We start from the raw sequence: 24,581 nt of genomic DNA on the forward strand, positions 1-24,581 counted from the left end.
CTAGCCACGTTCTCTGTCATCGCCCGCGAAGGCGGGCGATCCAGTATTCCAGAGGCCGGCCTTGGAGAGCTCGCTCTCACCACATCCGCCGCGGCGTACTGGATGCCCCGCCTTCGCGGGGCATGACAGCGGTAATTGTGGATGCGACTGAAGCCCCCCTCAATTTCGAAATTGCTCCAGAAACATCCGCAAGCTGTCATGCGGGCTCTCGACATCCATGATCAGCCAGCCCTCCGGACCGTTGACCAGGATGAAGTTCAGCACGACCTTGCGGCCGTGATTGTCGAAGACCGCCGCGACATAGGTCTTGTCGTATTGCTTGCGGGTGATCGCGATTGCGACCGGGCCGAGCTTCCAGTTCGTGCTCTGCACCAGGAAATCATAGGGCTCGCTGCGCGGCGCAGACCACGCTTTGCGCAAGGAGGGGTCGAAGAATTGCCGGGTCGTCGCAGCATCCCGCGGCAGGCCCCTCGACAGCTCCGGCGAGCCCGCGCCGTAATAGGCATAGACGTTGCGGATCAGCGATTCCGGGGTGCGAAAGCCGGCCTCGGCCGCGGCCGGCCAAAGCCCGGCGAACAGGGCCACAATGCCCGCAAGTTCCCTCATGCCCGCCGCTCGCTTTATCGGCTGCCGGTCTTATTTTAAAAGCTTAGCACTCAGCGACCGGGACCGAAAACTCACATGCGCGAACTGTTCGAAGAAGCAGCCGGCCAGCCCCCGCCGGACCCCAGGGAATCGGCGCGCGCCTCGGCGCGGACGCCGTTGCGCAAGCGCTTCTACAAGGAGGCCGGCGTTGCGGAGACCGAAGGCGGCTTTGGCATCACCCTCGATGGCAGGCCGATCCGCACGCCCTCTGGCCGCCAGGTGGTGATTCCCTCGCGCGCGCTGGCCGATGCCGTGGCCGCGGAATGGGCCGCTCAGGGCGAGGCGATCGATCCCGTGACCATGCCGCTGACGCGGATCGCCAACAGCGTGGTCGAGGGCGTGGTCGACCGCGTCGAGCTCGTCACTGATGACCTCGCGAAATACTTCGAGACCGACCTGCTGTTCTATCGCGCCGGCCACCCCGAGGGGCTGGTCGCCCGCGAGGCTGCGCATTGGGACCCCGTGCTGTTCTGGGCCGCAGAGGCGCTGGGGGCGCATTTCATCCTCTCCGAGGGCATCATGCATGTGAGGCAGCCGGACGAGGCGCTCCAGGCTGCCCGTGCGGCGTTGCCTGGCGATCCCTGGTCCGTGGCCGCCCTCCACATGGTGACGACCCTGACCGGCTCGGCGCTGCTGGCGCTGGCGCTGGCCCATGGTATGCGCGACGCCGACCAGGTCTGGGCCGCGGCTCATGTCGATGAGGACTGGAACATCGACCAATGGGGTGTGGACGAGGAGGCCGCCGCCCGCCGGGCCACCCGCCTGCGCGATTTCGACGCCGCCGTGGCAGTTTTGACCGCCGTGAAGCCGCCTGCGGCCCAAGGTCCTTAACGAGAGGTTTACGAGGGGCTCTTAGGGTGGGCCAGATTCTCGGGCCCTTCAGATGCCGACGCCGATAAGCTCGATCCTTCCGGTCAGTGCCGCCAGCCCCGTGGCTGATGCGGCAACGCCCGATCTTGTGCTTCAGGCCGGCAGCGTCGTCGATGCCAAAGTCGTCAGCTTGCTTGCCGACAATCTGGTGCGGATCGCGATCGCCAACCTCTCGATGGACGTGATGTCCGAGGTGGCGCTGACCCCCGGGCAAAATCTCCAGCTCGCGGTGTCGCAGAACGATGGCACCATCAGGCTCGCCGTCGTGGGCGGCGCAGGCGAGGCAAGCGCCGATCAGGCCACGCTGACGCCGACCGCGGCGTCGCTGGTCGACAGCCCGCCGCTGGCGCCGTCGGTCAATGCGGCACGCAACACGTTGACACCTTTGGAGCAGGTCGCCGTTACAGCAGCCTCGGCCGAGGCGGTCACAAAGCAGGGCAGCCAGGCGCCGCTGTTCGCCAATCTCGCATCGGTCGTCACCGGCAGCGATTTGCCGGCCGGACTGAAACAGGCCGTGCTGGACGTGCTGGCGCAGCAGACACCCCTCAATGCTGCGCTGGATGGCGGCGATATCGAGTCCGCGTTTCAGAAGTCCGGCCTGTTTCTCGAAGCTTCGCTGGCCGCTGGCACGACGCCCCAGTCAGGTGCGGTGCCGGATCTGAAGGCAGCGCTGCTGGTGCTGCGCCAGACATTGGCGGCGACGTCAGGCCTGCCCGCGACCGCCGCGCCACAAGTCGCAGCACAGAACGCAGCGCCTGGCACTTCGGTCGTTCTGCAGACTGCAGTCTCGGCGCCGCAGGTGGCGGGCGAGACAGCACAGGCGGTGCTTCCGTCGCCCGGTGCGGCGATTGCTCAGCCTGCGCAATTGCCGCGCGAGGCTGCGCCGGCCACTGCGGTGCTGGCCAACATCACCGGCGAAACGCCCCAGGCGGCTCTGCCTCGCACCACCATGTCGGCAGGCCTTGCCGCGAGCCTGCTGCAGGAGGTCACGCAAAACCTGCCGCGCCTGACCGGCAATGTGCCGGGTGCGACCAAGGCCGTTCCTGACGGCCATGTCTTCGAGGCGGCCGCGCGCGCGACGACGCCACCGCCGTTCCGTGGAGCGCTGCCGGCGCCGCAATCCGTCGCTTCGCCAACGCTCGCGCCCGACACGCCGCTCGCTGCGACCGTGCATCGCCTGCTCGACGACACCGATGCCGCGATCGCGCGGCAGACGCTGCTGCAGGTCGCCTCGCTCCCCGACCGCGTCGATGCCAGCGGTCATCGCAGCGATCCGACCGCGCCGCAGTGGAATTTCGAGATTCCGTTTGCGACCCCGCAAGGCACAGCGATGGCGCAGTTCGAGATCTCGCGCGACGGCGGCAACGAAACGCCCGATCCCGCAAAGCGCGCCTGGCGCGCGCGCTTCACGATCAATGTCGAGCCATCAGGACCCGTGCACGCGCTGATCACGCTCAACGGCGACAAGACCTTCGTGCGGATGTGGGCCGAGCGGCCGGCGACCGCGCAGCAGCTCCGCGCCGGCATCGGCGAGCTCAATCAGGCGCTGACCAAGGCCGAGCTCAAGCCGGGCGACATCATCGTGCGTGATGGGACGCCGCCGCAACCGGCGCCGGCGCGCGCCGGGCACTTTCTGGATCGCGCCACATGAGTGACCAATCCAAGCTCGCAATCGCGCTGCACTACGAGAAGGGCAGTGGCGCGCCTGTCGTCGTCGCCAAGGGCAAGGGCACGATCGGCGAAAAGATCGTCGAGATCGCCAAGGCCAATGACATCCCGATCGAGGAGAACGAGATTTTGGCCGGCGCGCTGTCCAAGGTCGAGCTCGGTGAGGAGATTCCGCCCGATCTCTACAAGGCCGTCGCCGAAGTTCTGGTTTTCGTGCTGCGGCTCTCCGGTCGCGCGCGCTAGCGCACAACAGTGATGCGGAGCGCGATGCCCTAGGGTAGGCAAAAAGCGCGCGGCGGACAAGTCGCTTTGCCCATCCTACGCCACCTGGGCCCGTCGTGACGGTGTCGGCTCTATCCCAGCTTGAACAGCGCCTGCAAAAACTCCACCACCGCCTTGCGCGATTCCGCGGCCGTTGTCGGATTGCCGCCGACATGCGGGTTGAGCTCGACGCAAGGGTCCTTGTAGGTGAAGGGCGCGTTGGTATCGCCGTTCATCAGCACGCCGCCGTCGCCTTCCTTGATATGGCAGTTGCGCACGGTCTGGGCGTTGGCCGACACCACGACCGAGTTGACGCCGAGCAGCCCGCTGTCAAAGCCGTGCGCGCTGTCGGGATATTCGGTCAGCACCGCGTCGCGGCCCGCAGCTTTCAGCCGCTCGACGAAGGCCTTGCAACTCCTCACCGGGTTATAATCATCAGGCGTGCCGTGGAAGATGCGGATCGGGCGCGCGGCGATTTCGGTGTCGGTCTGATAGGTCGTCGAGCAGTCCGGATAGAACGGGATATAGGCCGCGAACTGCAGGCCAGACTTGTTCCAGAGCTTGTTGAAGCGGTCGAGGCTCGCATAGAGCGTCGCCTGTCCGCCGCGCGAAAAGCCCATCAGCACGATTCGATCAGGATCGACGCGGGGATGCTTCGCCAGGATCTCCAGCGAGCGGTAGATGTCGATAATCAGGTTGAGGCGGCCGAGCAGGGCCTGGTTCGGCCCCGTCACCGTCAGCCCTCGGCCGGTAAAGCCGTCGATCACGAAGGTCGAGATGCCCATGGCGTTGAATTCGTGCACCCAGGCTTCGGTAGTGGCTCCGACGCCGCTCGAGCCGTGTATCAGCACCACGACCGGCATCTTGCCGGTGCCCTGCGCCACGCGGAATTCACCGGCAACGGTTACCGGCTTGCCGGACGCGGCATCGCCGTTGAGGAATTGCTGGTCGGAGAGGGTGAGTGACGGGATCGGGAAGATCTCGGTCCGGGCTGGTGCTTCCTTGGGAAGCGATTGAGCGCCGGCGAACCCTGATGAAACGCAGAGCGCGACGAGCGTCACGGCGACGCGGAATGCCGTCGGCATTGAATCCTCCCCTTAGATTTTTGGGAAGTAGATCAACGCTCATCAGCGCTGTCAATTTGCGCGAAGCAGCCTCAGGCCTTGTCGGCCGGCTCTTTCGCCGTCAGCGCCTGGTCGATGGCGAAGCCGCCGATCTCGCTCATCGCCTGCGAGATCACGTCGCCTTTGCGCTCAAAGCCCCGCGAGAGATAGTCGAACTGCGTCCGCGCCAGCCGCAGCACCTCGATCGGCACCGAGACCGCGGTCTCGTTGAAAGCGTCGACGGAGGCGCGCAAGGTTTCGAGCTCGGTGGTGAGCTTGCCGATGTGGCTTTCCGCATCCTGCATCAGGCTGAGCAGCTTGCCGCGCTCGGTGTCGAAGGCAGCGCGCTCGGCGGCCGCGGCTGCGGTCACCTCCGCAAGCTGCGCCCGCAGCGCGGCGATCTGGCTGACCATGGCGTCGGAGGCAAGCTCTGCGGCTTCGTGGCGTTCGGCGTTACGCGTGCTCTCTTCCTGCGCCTGGTGATAGAACCGTTCGGCCGACATCGCCCGCTGTGCCAGCGACTCTATCAGACTTGCCGCGCGCAGCAGCATCTGGCCGTTCCGCCCCGACACCATGCTGGCCATGCGCCGCAGGAAGTCGGTGGTCTCGGACGCGCTGTTCGGGGGCAGGGGAACGACCGTGGCGGACATGAGGTGATGCTTGCAGCCGGACGTGATGACCGCCGCCGTACCGACTGAGCTCACGCAACATTCGGCGCCTGATCGTAAGCAGGGAGCAAGCCTGAATCGGCAGGCCCGGTCAACCGACCTGAACGGGCAAATCGTCGGCATCCCGTCCTTTGGCGTCAAGCGTCCTTCTGCCGCCCGATCCGCCCCAGATGGGTGAAGCCGAAGCCAGCGGAATATTTCAGGCCGTAGCCCAGAGCTCGGTCGATGCCGATATGGGCGAGCCAGATCAAGGCAATGGAGAGGGTGAGGGACGAGGCGAGGCCAAAACCCAGCGTCATCAGCGTCACCGGCGCCATGTAGCTGTGGGCCGCGTTGTAGACCAGCGCGCCGAACTTGGCGTCCGACAGGTATGCCAGGAAGCTCAGATCCGGGACCAGGAAGAGCAGGGCGTAGACCCACCAGGAGCCGCCCCAGGTCGCATAGAGCGCAGTCATGGCCGCGAACAAAGCGAGCCCCTCGAGCCGCAGCAGGATCCTGACGCCGCCGGTCACAGCGCCTGTTTCAACAGGTCTTTCGTCCATCCTGGCCTCCAGGGCAAAACTTTGTAATTCCTTGCGCTTTCACGCTACTTCAGGGCAGCCCTGCGGCGCCGAAAGCCGCTTCCCGGCTTGCAAAATGCCGTGTTAGAACCCGCTTCACTTAAGGCTTAAGAACTGGCGGGAGCAAATGAAACATATCCTGGACGCCCTTGAAGACCGTCGTGCCGGCGCCAAGCTCGGTGGCGGGGAGAAGCGCATCGAGGCGCAGCACGCCCGCGGCAAGCTGACCGCCCGCGAGCGCATCGAGCTCCTGCTCGACAAGGGATCGTTCGAGGAGTTCGACATGTTCGTCGAGCACCGCTCCACCGAGTTCGGCATGGAGAAGAACAAGATCCCCGGCGACGGCGTCGTCACCGGCTGGGGCACCGTCAACGGCCGCAAGACCTTCGTCTTCGCCAAAGACTTCACGGTGTTCGGCGGCTCGCTCTCGGAAACGCACGCGCTGAAGATCACGAAACTCCAGGACATGGCGATGAAGGCGCGGGCGCCCATCATCGGCCTATACGACGCGGGCGGCGCGCGCATCCAGGAAGGCGTCGCCGCGCTCGCCGGCTATTCCTACGTGTTCCGCCGCAACGTGCTCGCCTCGGGCGTGATCCCGCAGATCTCGGTCATCATGGGTCCCTGCGCCGGCGGCGACGTCTATTCGCCCGCCATGACCGACTTCATCTTCATGGTGAAGAACACCAGCTACATGTTCGTCACCGGCCCTGACGTCGTGAAGACCGTGACCAACGAGGTCGTCACCGCCGAAGAGCTCGGCGGTGCCTCGGTGCACGCGACGCGCTCTTCGATCGCCGACGGCGCCTTCGAGAACGACGTCGAGACGCTTCTGCAGATGCGTCGCCTGATCGACTTCCTGCCATCCAACAACACCGACGGCGTGCCGGAATGGCCGAGCTTCGACGACACCGCCCGCATCGACATGTCCCTGGACACGCTGATCCCGGACAATCCGAACAAGCCCTACGACATGAAGGAGCTGATCCTGAAGGTCGTGGACGAGGGCGACTTCTTCGAGATCGCGGAAGCCTTCGCCAAGAACATCGTCACGGGATTTGGCCGCATCGCCGGCCGCACCGTCGGCTTCGTCGCCAACCAGCCGATGGTGCTGGCCGGCGTGCTCGACAGCGACGCGTCTCGGAAGGCCGCGCGCTTCGTTCGTTTTTGTGATGCCTTCAACATCCCGATCGTCACCTTCGTCGACGTGCCGGGCTTCCTGCCAGGCACCGCGCAGGAATATGGTGGCCTGATCAAGCACGGCGCAAAGCTGCTGTTCGCCTATTCGCAGTGCACCGTGCCGCTGGTGACGATCATCACCCGCAAGGCCTATGGCGGCGCCTTCGACGTCATGGCGTCCAAGGAAATCGGCGCCGACATGAACTACGCCTGGCCGACCGCCCAGATCGCCGTGATGGGCGCCAAGGGTGCGGTCGAGATCATCTTCCGCAGCGACATCGGCGATCCCGACAAGATCGCCGCGCGCACCAAGGAATATGAAGACCGCTTCCTGTCGCCCTTCATCGCCGCCGAGCGCGGCTACATCGACGACGTCATCATGCCGCACTCGACGCGGAAGCGGATCGCAAGGGCGCTGGCGATGCTGAAGGACAAGAAGGTCGAAGCGCCGGCAAAGAAGCACGACAATTTGCCGTTGTAAAAAATGAGTAGGGTGGGTTAGGCGAAGCCGTAACCCACTAACGGAACTGACCGTGCCGAGATTTTGGTGGGTTACGCCGAGCAGATGCGCTTCGCGAATCGGCAGGGCTCACCCACCCTACAGGTTCGATCAAAATCCCATGACCGAAGACGATCCGACCGACGAAATCTCCGACATCGAAGACCGGATCGAACGGCTCGCCGAGATCGCCGAGCGGTGCCGCAAATACATCCTGGCGTCCAAGATCGCGATCGGCGGCGGTGCGGCGCTGCTCCTGGTCACCATCCTCGGGCTGTTTGGGTTTGGTCAGACCGCCGCGCTCGGTTCGATCGCTCTGGTGCTTGGCGGCATCGTCTCGCTCGGCTCGAACATCAGCACGTTGCGGCAAACGGACAATGCGATCGGCGCCGCGGAAGCGCGCCGGTCGGCGCTCATCGGCAGCATCGATTTGCGCGTGGTCGCCGATACGCCGATGAAGCTCGTGTAGTGCGCTGCTTCATGCGGCAGCCTTGACGGTCAGAACCTGCAACTCCGCGCGGCATTCGGCGGCGAAGGCTTGCAGCCGTTCCGCAGTTTGCTGGTCGAGGATCGCCTTCGCCAGACGCTCGGCACGGGCTACTTGCTCTCTGAGATAGTCGATGCGGGCCATGTGTCACCTTCCGCCAAGGTAATTTGAAGCAAATTGCATCGTTCCAGTGGCCGTAAGCCTATGGCTAATACCGGGTTAACGATGTGCTGTGGGTCACATTCCGCGCGTCTTATCCGCCGCAGCAAAGTGCGCCATCTGATCGGCATGAGCCTTTGCGAAGGCCGGACGGCCGATCGCGCGCGCGACGTATGCGCGGCAGCCGGGACTGTCCGCCAGAGCGTCGAAACCGTCGACGACGCGCAACACGTCCGACATCAGGATGTCGGCGACGGAGAAGGAACCCGCCAGCCATTCACGGCCAGCCAGCACCGGCTCCAGATGCTTGAGGCGGAGCTTGAGGAAATCGTCGACGAATTTCCACGCCGCCGTATCGCTCGGATGACCCATGAACTTCGACATGGCCCAGGGCAGGCCGGCCATCTCGACCGAATTGAGCGCGGCGAACACCCATTCCGTTGCTTCGCTGCGGCCGTGCGGATCTGATGGCATCAGCCTATCGCTGAGCCCGCCGAGATGCAGCAGGATCGCGCCGCTCTCGAAGATCGAGATGTCGCCATCGGTCAGCCACGGCACCTGGCCGAAGGGCTGGTGCGCAAGATGTTCTGCGCCGCGTCCGTCGAACGGCACGCTTGCGACGCGATAGGGCAGCGCGGCCTCTTCCAGCGCCCAGCGCACGCGAAGATCGCGCACGAAGCCGCGCGGGGGCGGGGGAACCCAATCGAAGGTGGTGAGGGTGAGGGCGGGCATGCGATCTCTCCGTGTTGTCTCAAGCCTAGGACGGCCGGAGGCGACCCGTTCCGACAGCGGCAGGAAAGTTTTTCGCTGCAGTCCGTAAGTCGGCTTAGCCGGTCAACTCGCTCGCGGGCCGACCTTGCCCGTGCGACATTCTCACTGCAGTGAGAAAGCCAGCAGCCACGCGCCCGCGCCCACACAGGCAATGCCGGCAGCACGCGCGATCCATCGTCCGACTGGCGTCAGTTTCTCCAACAGGACAAGCAGGGCCAAAAGCGCGATCCAGAGCACGTTCATCACGCCGCCGATGAACAAAAGCGCCATCAAGAGCCAGCAGCAGCCGACGCAATAGCCTCCGTGCTGCAATCCCAGCAGAAGGCTGCCACGCGCGTGGCCGCGAAAGCCGCCGTGGCGCATCAGGAATAGAAGCGGCGACTGGCATTGGACGAGACAGGCGTCCTTGAGCGGTGTCCATTGATAGATGCCGACCGCAATCAGCACAAACGCCCCGAGCAGGTTATTGGCGAGCGTCATCCGGGAGTCCAGCATGGCCATCCGCTCGATCACCCATTGCAGAAAAGTTGCCGCCAGCGAAAAGCCGTTCCAGGCGAGGAGATAGCCCGCCGCAAACCAGCCCGTCGCGGCGAACGGCTTGCCCTGTGCCATCGCCTGTCGAGCCACACGGGCGTACATGAGGATCATGGGCGTTGCCGACGGTGCCATCATTCCGACCATCATGATGACCCACATCAGGAAGACGTAAGTAAACTCGATCACCCGCCACGGCTCATTGGCCGGGAGCATGATTCCGATTCCCGCGGGAATCATGCGAAAACCGGTCATGTCCATGCCGCCCATGTCCATGTCGTTTGCGAGCCAGAGCACATAACTCCATGCCAGCGCGACGACGACGCCGATCGCGCCGCTGACAATCCAGCGATCGCGCCGCAGCACGGTTTCCAGGGCGCTGTCGGTCATCTGCGAAGCGTGTTACGGGCCTTCGCGCCAGCCGTCACGGCAGGGGCGGCATCAAGCCTGGTTCGACCACTGGATCGGCGCATAGAGGCCGTTCTTGCCCGAGTTGTCCCAGCGCATGCCGTGATCGCTGAACGTATTGCCGGGAGCGCCGACGGCCATCACCATTCTGTCGGGGCTCACCGGATGGCCGATGTTGGCCCAGATTTCTCCGCTCGGATGCATGGTCGGCAACGGATCGACGGACATGTGCAGAATTCCCGGGATTTCCGCCGACCGCGTCTTACCGTCGATCCGGAACGTGATCGGGACCTTGCTCACCCCGAGGTTCTTGCTGATCAGCGGCGTGAACGCGGCCATAGGACCACCGGCCGCGCCGCTGAAGATCGCGGCCAGGGCCTCGGTTTGCTGATCGTCTGCCCGCTGATCCACGTAAGTGGCTTGCGACCAGTCTCCGTCAGCCATGACGCCCGGCGCGTGGAGGATAACCAGCACGTTCAGTCCATCGAGCGCTGTGTCACCGTAGCGGCCACTCTCCACGTGGAAGATCAGCGGCACATTGCAGAAGCCCTCGGTCGGTCGTGCGGTCAGCGGGGGGCCGGCCGATACGAGACACGGACATACGATGCTGCAACTGCAATTTTCGAAATAGTCACCGACAAGGTGCCATGAGACCTGGTCCACCATCGCTCTCTCCCGCTAGGCCGAACCTGACAGATCGCTTTCGAATGAAACGACCTGTGGTGGAAGGCTACGCTTCGTGAGCAGGGTTCGCAAGGCGACGCACCGATCAAGCTGATGTGATGCCGAGGCCGGCGCACACGCCCGCTACGGCCCGAGCTTCGCCAGCTTGCCTTGTTTTGCGGCCTCAACCGCACGCTCCGTATCCTCCGGCAGCAGAGTCCGCTCCGCGACCTGCCGTGCGGCCTCGCGCTTCACCGCAGCCACATAGGCGCCGTCGTCTGCATATCGCTCCGCAATCGACAGCCTGGGGTCGTGCACCTCCTTCCGCGCCGCTTCCGTCGGTGCGAACGGCACGACCGCGCCTTGCAGCGGATAGAGCGCGGTCGGGCCGAAACCTTGCGCGCGCGGATTCCAGGCGGTGTAGGTCGCGCGCGGCACGGCCAGCGCAAGCTGGCGAATGCCTGCGATGGCCATGCCGTCATCATCCGCCTTCGGCACGAACACGGGATAGCGGCCGATCTCCTTGGGCGGCAGCACGCTCTGGTCGGAGAAGGCGGCCAGCGTGTGGATGCCGGCATAGGGCACGCCGGGGATATCGGTCGGCACCGCGCCTTGCGCCGGCACAAGCGTGCCGTGGGCACGCATGGGAACGCGGCTTGCGGGCGGCCTGGTGCCGTCGCTGATCCAGGCGTTGAGGTCGGTGAGCAGCGCGCGCATCGGCATGCCCGCATGCATTGGATTCTGCGGCAGCGACATTGCCGGCAAGCCCTTCTTCATGACGTCAGCGGCTTCCGCGAAATGCGGCGTGCCCGTGATCATGTAGGCGCGGACGTTGTCCGGCAGGTCGATGTGATTGCCGGCGAGATCGGTGACCAGCAGCGAGGCATGCGAGGCCCACCATTCGTGCTCACTGTCGGTCTGCATCACCTTCGGGCAGGTCGCAGAGAGCGAGCATCGGCGGAGCAGGCCGTCGGTCTTGCCGGAATAGGGATCGCTGAGGCTTGCATAGGTGAAGGGGAAGAGATCGGCCTGCCACGCCGGATCCTGCATATGGCGCGGATTGCGACCAGGTTGACCGAAGCGGACATTGGTCGCCATCCGCCGCGTGCCGGCGACGTGCGGCATCAATCCGTCGAACACCATCCGGCCCTGCAGATCCTCGTTGAAGCCGAGATAGAGGAAGTCTCGCAGGAAGCGGCCGGATTGCGAGACGCCAAAACCAATGGCGCGGCTGACCGAGGGATGCAGGCCTTCGAGCAGCGGGTTGGCTGGCGTCTCGTCGTGGCGGAGGAAGCTGACGACATCGCGCACGGCGGTAAAGCCCATGCCGAGCGGCACCGGATCGCGCGCGGTGTAGGTGATCTCGTAGAGCGCGCCGGCATCAAAGCCGTCGGGCCTGGTGATCTCCACGGTCGCGGGATCGACGAGTTTGGCAGAAAGGCCTGGTGGCGTCTGCCGCGGATCGGGCCAGGCCGCGCGCACGGTGACGTTGAGGTTGGCGGCGTCCGCCGCGGGCCAGGTCAGCTTTGCGCGTGCGGGACTTGTGGTGTTGTCGAAGATCACCTCTTCGCGTGCAGGGCCTGTGATGCTTTTGATCATCGGCGCGCTCATCGCGAGCTGCCCGGGCTTGGACGGGATGTCACCCTGCCAGCCGACCCAGACCATCGTATAGCCCTGGCGATGCAGGAAGCCGATGCCGGCATCCTCGGCCTTGTCGGCATTGTTGGCGCCGGGCTGGGCGGAATCGTCAAACAATTGCGGTGCGAGCTTGCGGCCGCGATTGGGCACATCCAGCAGCAGCGTGCCGTTGCCGTGGGTGGGGTCGCTAGGCCTGAGGATCACGACATCGGCGGTGGCCTCGACCTTGCCGTCGGCATTGCGCGGGGCGAGCGCAAGATCGGTAATGACGGCGTTGCGCTCATCGGCCGGGTTAAGCGCGAAGATCGCGCGCGCGGTGATGCGCTCATAGGTGCCGACATTGCCAAAGCTGCGCCCGGCAAAGGCTGGCACGCGTTCAGTGATGTCGAAGCGGACGATCTCGGCGCGCGAGGCCGGGGGGAAGAGGCAAGCGATCCCGATGAGGCTCGTGACGATCCTGCGCATGACGGCCCTTCCCTGATGTCGCGCGCTCATGTTTCGTCGCGCGGTCTTTTTGTTGCCGGCACTATATCAAGTTATGCTGCGGCCGAACAACAGGAGGAAATCCGATGCCCGCTGCCTACTTCGTCGGCCGCGCCATCATCACCGATGCCGAAAAACGCGCCGCCTTCGACAGATGGTACGAAACCGGCGTTGGTGCTGGCACAGGAGTTCGCAGGATGGCGATGGCCACGACGGTTTCTGGCCCCTTGCAACGAATCTGAACGCGCGATTCAGCGGCAGTTCATGTCGTCGCCGCGACACTTCCTCTGCATCACTCGATCGATGAATCAGAGGATTAGGTCATGGAGCGCCGGAACTTTTTGAAACTTGCATTCGGTGTCGCGGCAGGAGCTGCCGCGTTCGCCGCCGCCGCGCAGGCCGCGCCGCTGGCGCCGCAGGTGCTGGGAAATGGCAGCATGCCATCAGCCGATCCGGACGCTCATCCCGCCGTCACCACCAGCGAGGAAGCAGCCCAGCTCAAGCCCGAGCAGGTGCGCTGGGGTCACGGCCACTGGCATCACCGTCACTGGGGCTGGCACCACCGGCACTGGGGTTGGCGTCACCGTCATTGGGGTTGGCGCCGTCGCTGGCATCGCCGCCACTGGCGTCACTGGTAACGTCCGCGCCTGGACTGAAAAAGGGGATCGCGATTGCGATCCCCTTTTGATTTGTCTGTGCGTCTCAAGAAAATGACCGCGCGAGCCAATGCCGCGCGGCCAATTCGCAAATGCGAGCGATCAGAACGGACGGCAGCGCCCGGCGTACCAGCGGAAGCCATAGGGGCACACGCGCGGACGCACGACGACGACGGGCGGGGCGACCACGACCGGGCCGGGAGCCACGACAACGGGACCGCGCATCGGACGACAGCCGCCATAGGGGCCGCGGTACCAGCCCGGGCCGCAACCACCCGCGGCGCTCGCCGCTTCGCTGAAACCAACGACCGCGCTGGCGAGCATCACGGCGGCAAACAGATATTTCATTTGATCGTCCTTCTCGTTCTCGGAGGAAATTCTTGAGGCAGGCTCTAGGGATTGGCGCTTGCGGCGCACAATGAATCAAAAGACACGATTCGACACATTAAATTTGGACACGTGCCGACGCGTCGCGATCCAAACCTGCCAATCATGACCTGAATGCGGCATGAACATTTTCCCGTACGGCCCTACGCGACATGACATGGGCGCTAGCGGCCGAGAAAGCCAAGCACCAGCTCCTTGTACTTTTCGGGCGCCTCCAGGAAGACGAGATGTCCCGTGTCTGGGATCACCTCGGCGCGCGCATTCGGCATCTTCGCAGCAAACGCTTTTGCAAGCTCGGCGTTCTGCCCCATCTTTGCGCGCAACGCCTCCGGCGCATTCGGCCGGCCCGGCGCGTTGTGGTCGTCGGCGCCCATGATGAACAGCGTCGGCTCGGTGATCTCAGCTATCTCGTGTGCGACCGGCTCGCGATAGATCATCTGGCCGGATGAGACGAAGGCGCGCAGCCAGCGCGGATAGTCGGGGCTGCCTTTGATGTTGAAGCGGGCGTCGATGAAGGGCGTGATCGCCTCAGGCGGCAACTTGATCGCGTAATTGGTCTGGAGCTGTTTTCGGTAGCCGTCGGCGGTGAGCTTGTCCTCGGTCTCGATCATCTTCTCGGTCGGCGTCGGCGGCACGTAAAGACGGTAGTCTTCGAGGCCGATCGGCGCCGTCAGCACCAGATGGGCGATGCGATCAGGATAGGCGCGGGCGATGCGCACGCCCAGCATGCCACCGAGCGAATGCGCGACGATGTCGGCCTTGTCGATTTTGAGGTGGTCGAGCAGCGCGATGGTGTTGCGCGCCAGCGTGTCGAAATGCAGCTCGCCCACGGGCTTGGAAGATTTGCCGAAGCCGATCTGGTCCGGCACCACCACACGATAGCCAGCCTCGTTGAGCATCTTGATGACAGGCGCCCAGTAGCTCGACGGGAAATTGCGCCCATGCAGCAGCACGACAGTGCGGCCGTTCGGCTGCGCTGGTGGGACGTCCATATAGGCCATGCTGAGCTGCTCGCCGTCATTGACTATAGGCAGCAGATGCACGGGATAGGGATAGGCAAAGCCTTCGAGCGCAATGCCGTAAGGCTCGCGTTGGGGCGTGTCGGCGGCGCGTGCGGTCGTGAGTGGGGAAATGAGGAAGGCTGCGGCGAGCGCGGCCGGGAGGATGCGGATCATAGGGACGTCTCTGACGGTGACGGGATGATCGTTCGCATAAGCGCGTTGATGGCCGGGTCAAGCCCGGCCATGACGACGGTGACAGTTCACACGCGATTGTGTGCCGTCACTCATCTCGCGTGATCAGTCCTTGCCGTTCCCGAACAGCGCCGCAAACTGCTTCTCGCCGGTGCGGGTGAAATTCACCACGCGGCTGCCGGGTGTTGTGTCGCGCGCGGCCCATTTCAGTTCCGCGAAGCGCTGCATCATGGCAGCCCCGAGTGTGCCGGCGAGATGGTGGCGCCGCTCGCTCCAGTCGAGGCAGGCCTTGCAGACCGGGCGGCGCGGATGGCTGAGCATGTCGGGCGAGATCTGCAAATTCTTGGCGAGGAAGCGCTCGCCCTCGGCCGTCAGCTCGATATCCTGCTTCTTCTGCTTCACCAGGTTTCGCGACCGAAGTGAGTCCAGCATCTGCACGCCGAGGTCGCCGGCGAGGTGGTCGTAACAGATCCGCGCCCGGCGCAGCGCCGGATCCTTCGGCCCGGTGCGCACACGCATATGGCCGGTGCGTGCCGCAAGGCCGGCGAGGCCTTCGAGCACGCCGGCGACGTCGTCGTCGGTGAGGCGATAGTAGCGGTGGCGGCCCTGCTTCTCCGGCTCGACCAGCCCGCCGGCCTCGAGTTTTGCCAGATGCGAGCTCGCGGTCTGCGGCGTGATGCCGGCCTCTTGCGCCAGCTCGCTCGCCGTGAGCGCGCGTCCGTTCATCAGCGCCGTGAGCATGTTGGCGCGGGCGGGGTCGCCGACCAGCGAGGCGACCATGGCGATGTCAGGTCCTGATTTCATGCTTCGATGGTAGCCGAAGCATTGTGGTCGGGCAAGCCAGTACTCTCTCACCACATCGTCATTGCGAGCGCAGCGAAGCAATCCAGGATGCTTCAGCGGCGACGGTGTTGCTCGCGCTTTTCGCGATGGCCGAGAAAACGTCAGGAGAGCCCAACATGTCCGTCACCGTCTTCATCCGCTACCAGCTCGATCCCTTCAAACGCGCGCAGTTCGAGGAGTATTCGAAGCGCTGGCTCAGCATCATTCCGAAGTGCGGCGGCGACCTGATCGGCTATTTCATGCCGCATGAAGGCACCAACAACATCGCGTTCGCGCTGATCACCTTCGAGAGTCTTGCCGCCTACGAGGCCTATCGCGCGCGGCTGCGGCAGGACGCCGAAGGCATGGCGAACTTCCATTTCGCCGAGGACAATAAATTCATCCTTGCGGAAGAGCGCACCTTCCTGCGCAAGGTGGTAGTCTAGGCCATCAACGCGAAGGAGATGCCCATGATCGCTGTGATCTTCGAGGTCTGGCCCAAGCCGGACCATCGCCAGGACTATTTCGACCTCGCGGCCGATCTGAAGCCGATCTTGCAAACCATCGACGGTTTCATTTCGGTCGAGCGGTTCGAGAGTCTCACCGAGAAGGGCAAGGTGCTGTCGCTGTCATTCTGGCGGGACGAGGCCGCGGTGCAAGCCTGGCGCAACACGATGGAGCACCGCCGCACGCAAGCCAAGGGCAGGGCAAAGATCTTTGCGGACTATCACCTGCGCATCGCCAGCGTAATCAGGGACTACGGCATGACCGATCGCGCGCAGGCGCCGAAGGACAGCCGCGCCGTGCACGATGCGCACTAGCGCGTTTCAATAAGCGTGCCTATCTCTGCGCGGCCAACAAGGGAGAGAAACATGCACGTGACAACCGCTGACAAGCGCGCGACGTTCAGGAAGCTGCACGAGAGCGGATGCTTCATCCTGCCCAATCCGGTCGATGTCGGCGGCGCCAAGGCGTTGCAGCATCTCGGTTTCAAGGCGATCGCCTCGTCGAGCGCGGGCTTTGCCTGGACCATCGGCAAGGCCGACAACCGCGTCACGGTCGAGGATGTCTGTCAGCATCTGGCAGCATTGAGCTCGTCCGTCGATATTCCCGTGAACGCGGATTTCGAGGGCGGATTTGCGGTCGAGCCGGACAGGGTCGCGGATAATGTCGAGCGCGGCGTGCGCACCGGCGTCGCGGGCCTGTCGATCGAGGATTCCACCGGCGACAAGGACAAGCCGCTCTACGATCGCGCGCTTGCGGTCGAGCGCATCAAGGCCTCGCGCAAGGCGATCGGCGACAGCAACACGCTGCTGGTCGGTCGCTGCGAGGCTTATCTGTGGGGCATCACCGATCTCAAGCTCGTCATCGACCGGCTCACCGCTTACGCGGATGCCGGTGCCGATTGCCTCTACGCGCCGGGCCTGAAGACGCGTGAGGACATCGCCGCGGTGGTGAAGGCCGTTGCACCCAAGCCGTTCAATTTGCTGATCGGCGGCTCCGGCTTGTCGTTGAAGGAAGCCGAAGATCTCGGCGTGCGCCGCATCAGCGTCGGCGGCTCGCTCGCCCGCGCCGCCTGGGGCGGCTTCATGCGCGCGGCGAAGGAGATGGCGGAGAAGGGGACGTTTGGCGAACTCGCCAGCGGTTATTCCGGCGGCGAGCTCAACAAGATGTTCAGCTAGCGCCATAAGACAACAGCGGCGGGAGTTTTCGATCCCGCCGCTGTTGCACGTCGTTGCAAATCGTTACTTGGCGCCGTCAGACGGCGTCTTCGTGTCCGGCGCCGGCTTGGCCGTAGGCGTATCCGCCGGAGCGGCCGGCTTGGCCGGCGCGGCACCCGTGGTCACGCCCGGCGCAGTGTTGTTGCGCGGCGTCACGTCACGCATGCCGGGAGGTGCGGCCGGATTGGCCGGGGCCGTCTGCTGCGCGGTCTGTGTCGCAGGCGTATTGCTCGCCTGGTTGCCGGTACTGGTGTTGTTCAAGCCATAGAACACGGCGCCCAGCACCAGGGCGATAGCCACCGCGAACAGCGCGATCTTGCCGCTGGAGGCGGGGCCTTCGCCGAGCTCTGGATCAGCCTGGAGGTCGGCATCCCGGCGCGTCGCCCGAAGATACTCATCGTCGGCGAGGTTCGGGCGGTACGGATCGTTGGGAAAACGGTCGTCAGCCATCGATTGGGTCTCCTCGTTTATTGCGGCGTGACAACCCGGAAATCCAAGATTCTGTTCCGCGTTCTCCGATACTTTCGTCGCATGTTGCCCCCGCGCCGGGAATCGGGAACCTGTTCCGCGGGGAACCAAAGACGTAAGTTCCGCGGCCGGGGATGAGGGAACACTGCGATGTGGAGCCTGCCACCGAGCGATAGCGTGCTGCATTTCCTCTCTCTGGTTGCGGTTGCCGCGCAAGGCATGACGGCCGCACTCGCCGCCGGCCGTCGCAGCATGGATTGGCTAGGGGTCTGCTTCCTCGGCTGCATCACCGCGCTCGGCGGCGGCACGCTGCGCGATCTCTTTCTTGGGCACTATCCGCTGGCCTGGGTGCAGAACCCGATCTATCTCGCGCTCGCCGGCGGCGCGGCCTTCCTCACAATCTTGTTCGCGCGTCTCGTGCACCGGCTGAAGCTTGCCTTCGTCGTGCTCGATGCCATCGGCCTCGTCGTCTTCACCATGACCGGCTGCGACATCGCCTGGCAGATGGATGCATCGCTGCCGATCGTGATCGTCTCCGGCATGGTGACGGGCTGTGCGGGCGGCGTACTCCGCGACGTGCTCTGCAACGACGTGCCGCTGCTGTTTCGCTCCGAGCTCTACGCCAGCGTCTCGGTGGTGACTGGCTTGTTCTATGCCACCGCGTTCGGGCTCAAGCCCAACGCGGAGCTCTGGACCATCCTGACCTTCGTCCTCGGCATCAGTTTTCGTCTCCTCGCCGTGCGCTACAAATGGGAGATGCCGAAATTCGTGTTCACGGGAGACGAGGAGAAGTAGCTACGGCTCTTGCCCGCGCGCCTTTGCTACCTGCGCCGGCGTCACCAGTGGGCCGGCATTGCCCCAGGAATTGCGGATGTAGTTCGTCACCGCCGCGATCTCCTCGTCCGACAATTGCTTGGCATAGCCCGGCATCTCGCCGGTGTTCGGCGCGCGCGGCGTCGTCACGGTGTGCGCGCCGTCGAGGATGACGCGCAAGGTCGACGACGGATTGATCGATTGCAGCAGCGCATTGCCCGGCAACGGCGGATAGATTCGCGGCGCACCGGAGCCGTCGGCTTCATGGCAGGCGATGCAGAATTTGGCGTAGACGGCCTGGCCGGCTTTCATCTCGGCCTCATCGGGCGGCGTCACCTTCGGCTCGCGCCGCACCGGCGGCAGGTCTTTCAGATACGTCGCGATCGCGCGCACATCTGCATCGCTCATCTTCGAGGTCGAACCGACGATCACCTCGGCCATGGGGCCGCCGGCATGACTTTTGGCGTTGCGGCCGCTCTGCAGATATTCGGTAATGTCGTCCGCGCTCCATGACTGCAACCCCGTGCGCGTGGCGCCATCGAGCCGCGGCGCGTACCAGCCGCCGAGTTGGCTGCCGGCCAGCGCCTGCGCGGTCTTGTCTGCGCCAAAATAGTTCTTCGGCGTGTGGCAGGAACCGCAATGGCCGGGGCCGGTGACGAGATAGCCGCCCCTGTTCCACGCCGCGCTCTTGCTTTGGTCCGGCTCGAACAGGCCGGGCGTGAAGAACAGCAAATTCCAGCCGCGCATCAGGAAGCGATAGTTGAGCGGCCAGTGCAGCTCCGGCGGCTTGTTGCGGCTGGTCACAGGCGCGAGGGTGCCGAGATAGGCGCGGATCGCCAGCGTGTCGTCCTTGGTCATGCGCGTGAAGTAGGGGTAGGGAAACGCCGGATAATACAGCGAGCCGTCCGGCTTGGTGCCATAGCGCAGGGCGCGGGTGAAATCGGCGTCCTGCCAGGCGCCGATGCCGGTGTCGCGATCCGGGGTCAGGTTCGGCGCATAGATCGCACCGAAAGGCGTGTCGATGCGCTTGCCCCCGGCGAACGGCTTGGCGGGATCGGCGGTGTGGCAGCCCGCGCAGTCGCCGGCCTCGACCAGCGTCTTGCCATAGGCGATCAGCTCGGGCGACGGCTCGGCGGCGAGGGCGGCCTTCGTAACCGCACTGCACAACAGTGCAACAGCCAGAATCGTCCGCATCGAATGCCTTCTCCTGCGCCCCTCAATCGACAGCCGGATCATAACGGCGTCATGTCGTTTCGCGACAGCGGGGGTATGGTGACACAAACTGAAAATCGCCAATGCCTTTCCGGCCACGAAATTGCGTTTTTTTCCTGCCGCCACGGATGGGCCAGATTTGTGATGCGCCGGGTTAAATATCCGACATAGAGTGGCAGAGGTGGTCGGCGTGCCCTAGCTAAAAGCAATGGGCAGGCAACGGCTTAAGCAGCCAAACGCTCATAAGGGCGGAAGAGGACAAGAATGGGCATCAACCAGGGTCCGATCAGTCTCGATCAAAAATACACCCAGGACACCGGCCATATCTTCACGACGGGCATCCAGGCCCTGGTCCGTCTGCCCATGGCACAGATTCGCCGCGACCGCGCCGCCGGCCTGAACACCGCCGGCTTCATCTCCGGCTACCGCGGCTCGCCCCTCGGCGGCTACGACCAGCAGCTTTTCGCGGCGCGGAAGCACCTCGAGCAGTACAACATCAAATTCCAGCCCGGCGTGAACGAGGATTTGGCGGCGACCGCCGTCTGGGGCTCGCAGCAGCTCAACCTCTCGCCCGGCGCCAAATATGATGGTGTGGTCGGCATCTGGTACGGCAAAGGCCCCGGCGTCGACCGCTGCGGCGACGTCTTCCGCCACGGCAACGCCGCCGGCTCCGCCAAGAACGGCGGCGTACTCTGCCTTGCCGGTGACGACCACGGCGCCAAATCCTCCACCGTCCCGCATCAGTCCGACCATGCCTTCATCTCGGCGCTGATGCCCTATCTCTATCCCTCGAGCATCCACGAGATGATCGAGATGGGCCTGCTCGGCATCGCGATGTCGCGCTATTCCGGCTGCTGGGTCGGGATGAAGGTGATCACCGAGACGGTGGAGACCACGGCCGAGATCGACCTCACCGACGAGATGAAGCCCTTCATTATCCCGCCCGAATTCGAGCTACCGCCCGGCGGCCTCAATCTGCGCTGGCCTGACGACCGGTTCGAGCAGGACCGCCGCCTGCAGGACTACAAGGGCTTTGCCGCGATCGCCTTTGCCCGCGCCAACAAGGTCAACCGCGTCACCATGGATTCGCCGAACGCCCGTTTCGGCATCATGGCCTCGGGCAAGAGCTACGAGGATGTCCGCCAGGCGCTGCGCGAGCTCGGCATCACGGAAGAGGTCGCCGCTAGAATCGGCCTTCGCCTCTACAAGATTGGCATGCCCTGGCCGCTGGAGCCGGAAGGCGTACGGCAGTTTGCCGTCGGCCTAGAGGAAATCTTCATCGTCGAGGAGCGCCGCGAGATCGTCGAGAACCAGGTCAAGCAGGAGCTGTTCAACTGGCGCGATGACGTTCGCCCGCGCATCGTCGGCAAGATGGACGAGCACGACAAGCGCTTCCTGACCTTCGCCGCCGAGCTCAGCGTTGCCTCGCTTGCGACCTCGCTCACCGAACGCCTGCTTCGACTTAACCTCAACCCCGAGATTGCCGAGATGCTCCGCGCCAAGGCCGACTGGTTCAACGGTCGGCAGGCGTCGCAGATGATCCCCACGGCGCCAGTTTCTCGTACCCCTTACTTCTGCTCCGGCTGCCCCCACAACACTTCCACGAAAGTCCCCGAAGGCAGCCGCGCGCTCGCCGGCATCGGCTGCCATTTCATGGCGCTGTGGATGGATCGCTCGACCGAAACGTTCACGCATATGGGCGGCGAGGGTGTGCCATGGGTCGGCATCGCGCCCTTCACCGACGAGAACCACATTTTCGCAAACCTCGGCGACGGCACCTATTTCCACTCGGGCCTGCTCGCTATCCGCCAGGCAGTCGCGTCCAAGACCAACATTACCTACAAGATCCTCTACAACGACGCCGTCGCCATGACCGGCGGCCAGCGTCACGACGGCGATCTCTCGCCGCAGCAGATCACCTTCCAGCTCCACGCCGAAGGCATCCGCGAGATCTATCTGGTCTCGGAGACGCCCGACGCCTATCCGGCCGACACCATCGCGCCCGGCGTGAAGAAGTATCATCGCGACGAACTCGACAACGTCATGAAGATGTGCCGGGAGTACAAGGGCACGTCGGCGATCGTGTTCGTGCAGACCTGCGCCGCCGAGAAGCGCCGCCGCCGCAAGCGCGGCCTGATGGAGGATCCGGCGCGCCGCGTCATGATCAACCCGGCCGTCTGCGAAGGCTGCGGCGACTGCTCGGTGCAGTCGAACTGCATCTCGGTCGAGCCTCTGGAGACCGAGTTCGGCCGCAAGCGCGCCATCAACCAGTCGTCCTGCAACAAGGACTATTCCTGTCTGAAGGGCTTTTGCCCATCCTTCGTCACCGTCGACGGTGGCAAGCCGCGTCACCGCGCGCCGGCGGAGCTCGCTGACATCGGCGCGCTGCCCGAGCCGACCTCGAAGCCGACGCTCGACAAGCCCTACAACATCGCCGTCGGCGGTGTCGGCGGCACCGGCGTGCTCACCATCGGCGCGCTGCTCGGCATGGCCGCGCACATCGAGGGCAAGGCCTCGATGATCCTCGACATGTCCGGCCTCGCGCAGAAGGGCGGCGCGGTGCTCAGCCACGTCCGCCTGTCGGATCATACGGCCGAGGTGACCTGCTCGCGCATCGTCACCGGCACGGCCGATCTCGTGCTCGCCGCCGACGAGGTGGTCGCGGTCGCCAAGGACACGATCTCGCTCTGCGACTCGAGCCGTACCCGCGGCATCATCAACAGCCACGTCATCCCCACCGCCGATTTCGTCCTCAACCGCGACTTCAACTTCCAGACCCGCAAGCTCAACGGCCTGCTGGAGACGGCACTGCACAAGGACTCAGTCTTCTTCGATTTCACCAAGCCGGCCGAGCAGCTGCTCGGTGACAGCATTGCCACCAACATGATGATGATGGGCTATGCCTATCAGAAGGGCCTGTTCCCGTTGTCGGCTGAATCGATCGAGCAGGCGATCGAGGTCAACGGCGTCTCGATCAAGATGAACAAGGAGGCCTTCCGCCTCGGTCGCCTTGCGGTGGCAGACCCCGCGCGCCTCGCCGAGATGCTGAAGGGAACGGACGAGGTTGCAGCACCCAAGTCGCTGGACGCCATGACGCTCGACGAGATCATCGAGCACCGCGCCAAGCATCTCACCGCCTATCAGAACAGCCGCCTGGCCAAGCGCTATCGCAAGCTGGTCGACCAGGTCCGCGACGCTGCGGTCAAGGGCGGCTACGGCGATGCGCTGCCGCGCGCGGTCGCGATCAATTACTCAAAACTGCTCGCCTACAAGGACGAGTACGAGGTCGCGCGCCTGTTCTCCGACGGCGCGTTCGAGCAGCAGCTCCGCGATCAGTTCGAAGGCGACTACGTCTTCAGCTTCAATCTCGCTCCGCCGATCCTCAGCCGCGGCGTCGACGCGCTCGGCCGTCCGAAGAAGCGCGCCTTCGGCCCGTGGATGCTGAAGGCGTTCCGTACGCTGGCGAAGTTCAAGTTCCTGCGCGGCACGCCCTTCGACATCTTTGGCCGCAGCGCCGACCGCAAGCTCGAGCGCGATCTGATCGTCGGCTACGAGAAGGACGTCGCCACCGTGCTCGGCCTGCTGTCACCCGTCACGGTTGACACTGCTGTCGAACTCGTCTCGCTGCCCGACCGCATCCGCGGCTACGGCCCGGTGAAGGAGAAGGCGGTGGCGGATGCCAAGGCCCGCTACGCCCAGCTCGCTGCCGATCTGGCGAGCCCTCCGCCTGCGCCGAGACAAATCGCTGCCGAATAGGACGGTCTCGTAGGGTGGGCAAAGGCGCACTTGCGCCGTGCCCACGATCTTGGTCAGAGTCATATTGAAAGACGTGGGCACGCTTCGCTTTGCCCACCCTACGGATCGGCGTTCCGATATCGCGTGCGACCGATCGCGCCCTAGTCGTTCACCGACAGCACCATCATCGGATCGGCGATCTTCTCCGGCGCGATTTCCTGGTCGAGCGGCAGCACGGCGGTTCCGATCGCAAAGAACTCGATCACATGGGTCTGCCAGCCATGGCTGCCTTCGTGGATATCGACCCCGACGACGCCTTCGGCATGAGCCGCCTCGGCCTCGTACTGCATCCGGTCGATGGCGATCTCCCGCGCCTCGTACATGGCCGAGGTATAGTTCTCGAGCTCGACGTTCTGCCCGATGCTGCCAAGGCCCGCCAGAATGCCGCGATGGGCGACGTGATAGACGCAGCTTCCCATCACCATCTCGACCGGACGATAGCCGGAATGCAGCAGCGACCAGAAATCCTGCCCCGACAGGTCGGAGGTGAAGGGGCCGCCGTCATGGGCGCGGAATCCGGGATGGCCTTCGCCATGCACGACACCAGTGCCGATGGCGATGAACTCGAGCAGATGTTCGTCCCACTCCAGCCGCTTGATCGTCAGCTTCACGCCGACGATGCCGTCTGCCCCCATGGCGGTGGCTTCTGCCCGCATTCGGCTCATTGCCAGCTCGCGCGCGTGATACATCGCCTTGGAGAGGACATCGAGCTCCTGGTTCTTGCTCCAGCTGCGGTACTGAATGCCGACATGGTAGACGCAGCTGCCAACGCACAAGCCGATCGGCTCGAAGCCGGCCTTGCGCACCAGCAAGAACTCATTGACCGAAAAATCGGAGGTGAACACGCCGGTCGAATGCGCCGAGCTGCGCAAACCCTTGAGGCGGTCCCTGGCGTGCGCCGGCATCTCGTCGGTCATG

General features: G+C 64.5%; 27 protein-coding genes. 12 read left to right on the forward strand and 15 right to left on the reverse strand.

Features of this window, described 5'->3' with window-relative positions; translation table 11 throughout:
- Window positions 1-159: 159 nt before the first annotated feature.
- Entirely contained in the window at window positions 160-606 is a 447-nt protein-coding gene (locus tag L6639_RS11170; protein WP_237861463.1) for a hypothetical protein, read from the reverse strand.
- Window positions 607-681: 75 nt separating this feature from the next.
- On the opposite strand from L6639_RS11170, the gene L6639_RS11175 reads away from it, so the two are divergent.
- Genes L6639_RS11175 through L6639_RS11185 form a run of 3 tightly spaced genes read left to right on the forward strand, consistent with a single transcriptional unit; the run spans window position 682 to window position 3,426 of the window.
- The gene (locus L6639_RS11175; protein WP_237861464.1) at window positions 682-1,476 is read left to right on the forward strand and encodes an ATP12 family chaperone protein; all 795 of its coding nucleotides are present in this window, start codon (window positions 682-684) and stop codon (window positions 1,474-1,476) included.
- 52 nt (window positions 1,477-1,528) lie between these two features.
- A complete protein-coding gene (gene fliK, locus L6639_RS11180; protein ID WP_237861465.1) occupies window positions 1,529-3,166 on the forward strand; it encodes a flagellar hook-length control protein FliK in 1,638 nt (545 codons plus the stop codon).
- Window positions 3,163-3,426: an EscU/YscU/HrcU family type III secretion system export apparatus switch protein gene (locus L6639_RS11185; RefSeq protein WP_237861467.1), complete on the forward strand. Its 264-nt coding sequence runs from the start codon at window positions 3,163-3,165 to the stop codon at window positions 3,424-3,426. Before fliK ends, L6639_RS11185 begins: the two co-directional genes overlap by 4 nt.
- 110 nt (window positions 3,427-3,536) lie before the next feature.
- Here L6639_RS11185 and L6639_RS11190 read toward each other — a convergent pair whose 3' ends face one another.
- From L6639_RS11190 to L6639_RS11200, 3 genes are all read right to left on the reverse strand, one after another.
- Window positions 3,537-4,529, reverse strand: coding sequence for a dienelactone hydrolase family protein (locus L6639_RS11190; RefSeq protein ID WP_237861469.1), 993 nt, complete (start codon window positions 4,527-4,529; stop codon window positions 3,537-3,539).
- 71 nt (window positions 4,530-4,600) lie between these two features.
- Window positions 4,601-5,197 (reverse strand): hypothetical protein, encoded by a 597-nt coding sequence (locus tag L6639_RS11195; protein ID WP_237861471.1) that lies wholly within the window; start codon window positions 5,195-5,197, stop codon window positions 4,601-4,603.
- A gap of 155 nt (window positions 5,198-5,352) precedes the next feature.
- Window positions 5,353-5,757 (reverse strand): DUF4260 domain-containing protein, encoded by a 405-nt coding sequence (locus tag L6639_RS11200; RefSeq protein ID WP_237861472.1) that lies wholly within the window; start codon window positions 5,755-5,757, stop codon window positions 5,353-5,355.
- Between the two features lie 145 nt (window positions 5,758-5,902).
- Here L6639_RS11200 and L6639_RS11205 point away from each other — a divergent pair, with 145 nt between their 5' ends.
- Entirely contained in the window at window positions 5,903-7,435 is a 1,533-nt protein-coding gene (locus L6639_RS11205; RefSeq protein ID WP_237861474.1) for an acyl-CoA carboxylase subunit beta, read from the forward strand.
- 139 nt (window positions 7,436-7,574) lie between these two features.
- A complete protein-coding gene (locus L6639_RS11210) occupies window positions 7,575-7,922 on the forward strand; it encodes a hypothetical protein (RefSeq protein ID WP_237861475.1) in 348 nt (115 codons plus the stop codon).
- A gap of 9 nt (window positions 7,923-7,931) precedes the next feature.
- Here L6639_RS11210 and L6639_RS11215 read toward each other — a convergent pair whose 3' ends face one another.
- The 5 genes from L6639_RS11215 to L6639_RS11235 all read right to left on the reverse strand — a co-directional run bounded on the left by L6639_RS11215 (window position 7,932) and on the right by L6639_RS11235 (window position 12,578).
- Window positions 7,932-8,084 carry a hypothetical protein gene (locus L6639_RS11215; RefSeq protein WP_237861476.1) on the reverse strand — a complete coding sequence of 51 codons (153 nt, stop codon included), beginning with the start codon at window positions 8,082-8,084 and terminating at the stop codon, window positions 7,932-7,934.
- Window positions 8,085-8,177: 93 nt separating this feature from the next.
- A complete protein-coding gene (locus L6639_RS11220) occupies window positions 8,178-8,831 on the reverse strand; it encodes a glutathione S-transferase family protein (RefSeq protein ID WP_237861477.1) in 654 nt (217 codons plus the stop codon).
- Window positions 8,832-8,972: 141 nt separating this feature from the next.
- Window positions 8,973-9,794, reverse strand: a complete 822-nt coding sequence (locus L6639_RS11225) for a DUF2182 domain-containing protein (RefSeq protein ID WP_237861478.1) — start codon at window positions 9,792-9,794, stop codon at window positions 8,973-8,975.
- Between the two features lie 51 nt (window positions 9,795-9,845).
- On the reverse strand, window positions 9,846-10,478 hold the full coding sequence (locus L6639_RS11230; RefSeq protein ID WP_237861479.1) for a DUF1326 domain-containing protein: 633 nt from the start codon (window positions 10,476-10,478) through the stop codon (window positions 9,846-9,848).
- 141 nt (window positions 10,479-10,619) lie between these two features.
- The gene (locus L6639_RS11235; protein ID WP_237861480.1) at window positions 10,620-12,578 is read right to left on the reverse strand and encodes an alpha/beta hydrolase domain-containing protein; all 1,959 of its coding nucleotides are present in this window, start codon (window positions 12,576-12,578) and stop codon (window positions 10,620-10,622) included.
- A gap of 104 nt (window positions 12,579-12,682) precedes the next feature.
- Here L6639_RS11235 and L6639_RS11240 point away from each other — a divergent pair, with 104 nt between their 5' ends.
- Both L6639_RS11240 and L6639_RS11245 read left to right on the forward strand, forming a co-directional pair.
- On the forward strand, window positions 12,683-12,838 hold the full coding sequence (locus tag L6639_RS11240) for a hypothetical protein (RefSeq protein WP_237861481.1): 156 nt from the start codon (window positions 12,683-12,685) through the stop codon (window positions 12,836-12,838).
- Between the two features lie 81 nt (window positions 12,839-12,919).
- A complete protein-coding gene (locus tag L6639_RS11245) occupies window positions 12,920-13,234 on the forward strand; it encodes a twin-arginine translocation signal domain-containing protein (RefSeq protein ID WP_237861482.1) in 315 nt (104 codons plus the stop codon).
- Window positions 13,235-13,354: 120 nt separating this feature from the next.
- On the opposite strand, the gene L6639_RS11250 is transcribed toward L6639_RS11245, so the two are convergent.
- From L6639_RS11250 to L6639_RS11260, 3 genes are all read right to left on the reverse strand, one after another.
- Window positions 13,355-13,600: a GCG_CRPN prefix-to-repeats domain-containing protein gene (locus L6639_RS11250; protein WP_128966804.1), complete on the reverse strand. Its 246-nt coding sequence runs from the start codon at window positions 13,598-13,600 to the stop codon at window positions 13,355-13,357.
- 203 nt (window positions 13,601-13,803) lie between these two features.
- Window positions 13,804-14,814, reverse strand: coding sequence for an alpha/beta fold hydrolase (locus L6639_RS11255; RefSeq protein ID WP_237861483.1), 1,011 nt, complete (start codon window positions 14,812-14,814; stop codon window positions 13,804-13,806).
- Window positions 14,815-14,937: 123 nt separating this feature from the next.
- Window positions 14,938-15,636, reverse strand: a complete 699-nt coding sequence (locus L6639_RS11260; protein WP_237861484.1) for a winged helix-turn-helix domain-containing protein — start codon at window positions 15,634-15,636, stop codon at window positions 14,938-14,940.
- Window positions 15,637-15,791: 155 nt separating this feature from the next.
- On the opposite strand from L6639_RS11260, the gene L6639_RS11265 reads away from it, so the two are divergent.
- The 3 genes from L6639_RS11265 to L6639_RS11275 are packed head-to-tail and all read left to right on the forward strand — an operon-like array spanning window position 15,792 to window position 17,336.
- Window positions 15,792-16,100, forward strand: a complete 309-nt coding sequence (locus L6639_RS11265; RefSeq protein WP_237861485.1) for an NIPSNAP family protein — start codon at window positions 15,792-15,794, stop codon at window positions 16,098-16,100.
- A 24-nt stretch (window positions 16,101-16,124) separates the two neighbouring features.
- Complete coding sequence (locus L6639_RS11270) at window positions 16,125-16,475, forward strand: antibiotic biosynthesis monooxygenase family protein (protein WP_237861486.1); 351 nt, start codon at window positions 16,125-16,127, stop codon at window positions 16,473-16,475.
- Window positions 16,476-16,526: 51 nt separating this feature from the next.
- Complete coding sequence (locus L6639_RS11275) at window positions 16,527-17,336, forward strand: isocitrate lyase/PEP mutase family protein (RefSeq protein WP_237861487.1); 810 nt, start codon at window positions 16,527-16,529, stop codon at window positions 17,334-17,336.
- A 63-nt stretch (window positions 17,337-17,399) separates the two neighbouring features.
- On the opposite strand, the gene L6639_RS11280 is transcribed toward L6639_RS11275, so the two are convergent.
- Window positions 17,400-17,825, reverse strand: a complete 426-nt coding sequence (locus tag L6639_RS11280) for a hypothetical protein (protein WP_237861488.1) — start codon at window positions 17,823-17,825, stop codon at window positions 17,400-17,402.
- Between the two features lie 168 nt (window positions 17,826-17,993).
- On the opposite strand from L6639_RS11280, the gene L6639_RS11285 reads away from it, so the two are divergent.
- Window positions 17,994-18,638, forward strand: a complete 645-nt coding sequence (locus L6639_RS11285; RefSeq protein WP_237861489.1) for a trimeric intracellular cation channel family protein — start codon at window positions 17,994-17,996, stop codon at window positions 18,636-18,638.
- Here L6639_RS11285 and L6639_RS11290 read toward each other — a convergent pair whose 3' ends face one another.
- A complete protein-coding gene (locus tag L6639_RS11290) occupies window positions 18,639-19,850 on the reverse strand; it encodes a c-type cytochrome (protein ID WP_237861490.1) in 1,212 nt (403 codons plus the stop codon).
- A 282-nt stretch (window positions 19,851-20,132) separates the two neighbouring features.
- Here L6639_RS11290 and L6639_RS11295 point away from each other — a divergent pair, with 282 nt between their 5' ends.
- Window positions 20,133-23,624 (forward strand): indolepyruvate ferredoxin oxidoreductase family protein, encoded by a 3,492-nt coding sequence (locus tag L6639_RS11295; protein ID WP_237861492.1) that lies wholly within the window; start codon window positions 20,133-20,135, stop codon window positions 23,622-23,624.
- A 140-nt stretch (window positions 23,625-23,764) separates the two neighbouring features.
- Here the strand turns inward: L6639_RS11295 and L6639_RS11300 are convergent, their stop codons facing one another.
- Window positions 23,765-24,580: a heavy metal-binding domain-containing protein gene (locus L6639_RS11300; RefSeq protein ID WP_237861493.1), complete on the reverse strand. Its 816-nt coding sequence runs from the start codon at window positions 24,578-24,580 to the stop codon at window positions 23,765-23,767.
- Between the last annotated feature and the right edge of the window lies 1 nt (window position 24,581).

This window comes from Bradyrhizobium zhengyangense (assembly GCF_022012555.1).
Classification (GTDB): Bacteria; Pseudomonadota; Alphaproteobacteria; order Rhizobiales; family Xanthobacteraceae; genus Bradyrhizobium; species Bradyrhizobium zhengyangense.